We start from the raw sequence: 3334 nt of genomic DNA, 5'->3' as shown, positions 1-3334 counted from the left end.
CGAATTCGTCTTGCAATGTTCCTGTTTCGTGCGCATGGTGTCATGGTGAACAAGGCGTGAACGGAAGCTCCGATTGCCGCGATCCGACAAAAGTGGAATAAGAGGCGAAGCATGAACTCTCCCGTAGTGGACCTCTCCGAAAGACGCGGCATGGACAAGCAGAAGGCGCTCGAATCCGCGCTGGCGCAGATCGAACGCAGCTTCGGCAAGGGCTCGATCATGAAGCTCGGCTCGACGCCGGCGCTCGACATCGAGGCGATCTCGACCGGCTCGATCGGCCTCGACGTCGCCCTCGGCATCGGCGGGCTCCCGAAGGGCCGCATCGTCGAGATCTACGGGCCGGAGAGCTCGGGCAAGACCACGCTCGCGCTCCACGTCATTGCCGAGGAGCAGCGCCAGGGCGGGGTCTGCGCCTTCGTCGACGCCGAGCATGCGCTCGACCCGGTCTATGCCAAGAAGCTCGGAGTCGACATCGACGAGCTCTTGATCTCCCAGCCCGACACCGGCGAGCAGGCGCTCGAGATCACCGAGACGCTGGTGCGCTCGGGCGCGGTCTCGGTCGTCGTGGTCGACTCGGTCGCGGCGCTGACGCCCCGGGCCGAGCTCGAGGGCGAGATGGGCGAGGCGCAGGTCGGCGCCCAGGCGCGGCTGATGTCCCAGGCCATGCGCAAGCTCACCAGCGCGATCAGCCGGTCGAACTGCATGGTGATCTTCATCAACCAGATCCGCATGAAGATCGGCGTGATGTTCGGCAGCCCCGAGACCACCTCCGGCGGCAACGCGCTCAAGTTCTACGCCAGCGTGCGCCTCGACATCCGCCGCATCGGCGCGATCAAGGACCGCGACGAGGTGGTCGGCAACACCACCCGGGTGAAGGTGGTGAAGAACAAGGTGGCGCCGCCGTTCAAGCAGGTCGAGTTCGACATCATGTACGGCGAGGGCATCTCCAAGCGCGGCGAGCTGATCGACCTCGGCGTCAAGGCCGGCGTGGTGGAGAAGTCGGGCGCCTGGTACTCGTTCGCCGACCAGCGCATCGGCCAGGGGCGCGAGAACGCCAAGACCTTCCTCAAGGAGAACCCCGACATCGCGCTGCAGATCGAGGACAAGATCCGCGCCGCCCACGGCCTCGACTTCGCCATGTCGTCCGAGGACCAGGCCGAGGTGCTCGGCGACTGAGCCCCGGCCCGGACGCCGTGGGCCCGCCCGGTCGGCCTCGGGCGGGCGACGAGTGCCCCGCGGGGATCCGTTAACGATGGTTTCCATCTGGTTGACGGCGAGGGTGATTTCCCAGCAAAAACAACGACGGGACCAGGTGGGCACGCGTGCCCACCCGTGCCCACCCGTGCGCCCCGGAGCTCGCTCAGGCCTGCAACTGATCCTTGACCCTCTCGGTCAGCTCGTTGAGCGTGAAGGGCTTCTGCAGGAAGTTCGCCCCCCGGACGCCGCTGTCGCCGCCGGAGAAGGCGTCCTCGGCATAGCCCGACATGAAGATCACCTTGGCATCCGGCCGGGCCTTCTGCGCCTCGCGCACCCAGGCCGGACCGTCGAGCCCGGGCATGATGACGTCCGAGAGCATGATGTCGACGTGCAGGGCGGGGTCCTCGAGGATCTCGAGCGCCTCCTCCCCCGAGGCGGCCTCGACGACGGTATAGCCGCGCAGCCGGAGGGCGCGGGCGGCGAAGGAGCGCACCGGATCCTCGTCCTCCACCAGCAGGACGAGCCCCCGCCCGGTCAGGTCCCGCGGCCGCCGCACCTCGGGCTCCTCCTCGGCCGGCGCCACCGGGCCGCCCTTGTCGTAGGCGGGCAGGTAGATGGTGAAGATGGCGCCGCGGCCGGGGGGGCTGTCGGCGAAGATGAAGCCGCCCGTCTGCTTGACGATGCCGTAGGCGGTCGACAGCCCGAGCCCGGTGCCCTCGCCCACCTGCTTGGTGGTGAAGAAGGGCTCGAAGATCTTGTTGAGCTTGCCCTCCGGGATCCCGTGCCCGGAATCGGCGACCTCGATGATCACGTAGTCGCCGCGCAGGATCACCGCCCGGTCGCGGTGCAGGTCGTGGCCGAGCCGCACGTTCCGCGTGGTGATCCGCACCTCGCCGCCGCGCGGCATGGCGTCGCGTGCGTTCACCACCAGGTTCATGATCACCTGCTCGATCTGCCGCTCGTCCACCCGGACCGGCGCGAGGTCCGGGGCATGCTCGATCCTGAGCGTGACCTTGTCGCTCAGCAGCCGGTTGAGGAGGTGGGTGAGCTCGGAAAGCGTGTCCTGCAGGTTGATCACGGTCGGCCGCAGCGTCTGCTTCCGCGAGAAGGCAAGCAGCTGCCGCACCAGCGCGGCGGCGCGGTTGGCGTTCTGGCGGATCTGCATCAGGTCGCCATGCTCGACGTCGGCGACGTCGTGGCGCATGAGCAGCAGGTCGCAGTGGCCGTTGATGGCGGTCAGCAGGTTGTTGAAGTCGTGCGCCACGCCGCCGGCGAGCTGGCCGACCGCCTGCATCTTCTGGCTCTGCACGAACTGCGCCTCGAGCGTCTTGAGCTCGGTCGCGTCCGAGATGACGGCGAGGAGCGAGGTCGCCCCGTCGAGGACGGCGCGGGTGAAGGCGACCTGGAGGAAGACCTCGGGGCCGTCGCCGGTCAGCCGGGCGATCTCGGAGCGCCCGAGCGCCCGGCCGCGCACCGTGTCGGCGAGCCGCTCGGCGATCGGGCGGCCGAGGCCTTCCAGGAGCTCGGCGATGTCGACGCCCGGCTGCGCCCGGTCGCCGAGGAGCTGGCGCGCGGCCTTGTTGGCATAGGTCAGCCGGCCGGCGGCTTCGAGCCGCGCCAGGGCGACGGGCAGGTCCTCGAGGAAGTGGTCGGGCACGAGACCGGAGATCTCGGCGCCCTGCAGCGGCAGGAGCAGGAGCTCGCGCCGGTCGTCGCCCGCGGCGAGGGTGATGGCGCGGACCGCCTGGCCGGTCGCGGCGAGGAGGTGCACGCCGTCGGGGCGGAGCGGGGCGTCGGCGAGGATCTCGTCGAAACGCTGCCGGCCCTCGATCAGCGCCGCCGCCGCGGCGTTGCGTTGCAGGATCCGGCCTTCGGCGTCGATGCGGAACCAGGGGAAGGCCGAGGTCTCGAAGCCCGCGCCCTCCGCGGATCCGGCGGGCTGCCCGCGCTCGAGGCGCCAGAGCAGGGAGCGCGGGCCGGCGCGGGTCACCACCAGGCGGCCGCGCGGCTCGATCTCCTCCGCGGCGACCCCGTTGAGGCGGGCCTCGCGGGTGAGCCGGTAGCAGGCGGCGCCGGTGGCGATGCCGGCGTCGAGCCGCGCCCGGCGCGCGGCGGCGTTGGCCCCGCGCACGCGCCC

Annotated in this window: 2 protein-coding genes; one reads left to right on the top strand and one right to left on the bottom strand. The window is 70.4% G+C overall.

Translation table 11 applies throughout. The features are described from left to right. Positions 1–111 precede the first annotated feature (111 nt). Complete coding sequence (gene recA / locus Q0112_RS09525) at positions 112–1176, top strand: recombinase RecA (RefSeq protein WP_297974441.1); 1065 nt, start codon at positions 112–114, stop codon at positions 1174–1176. Between the two features lie 184 nt (positions 1177–1360). On the opposite strand, the gene Q0112_RS09520 is transcribed toward recA, so the two are convergent. Continuing rightward, positions 1361–3334: ATP-binding protein (locus Q0112_RS09520; RefSeq protein WP_297974439.1), on the bottom strand; the 1974-nt coding region annotated here is incomplete at its 5' end.

Origin of the sequence: uncultured Amaricoccus sp., assembly GCF_937858865.1 — a bacterium.
GTDB lineage: Bacteria > Pseudomonadota > Alphaproteobacteria > Rhodobacterales > Rhodobacteraceae > Amaricoccus.
Note: the sequence above shows the minus strand (reverse complement) of the source record. Positions and strands in the feature narration are given on the sequence as shown.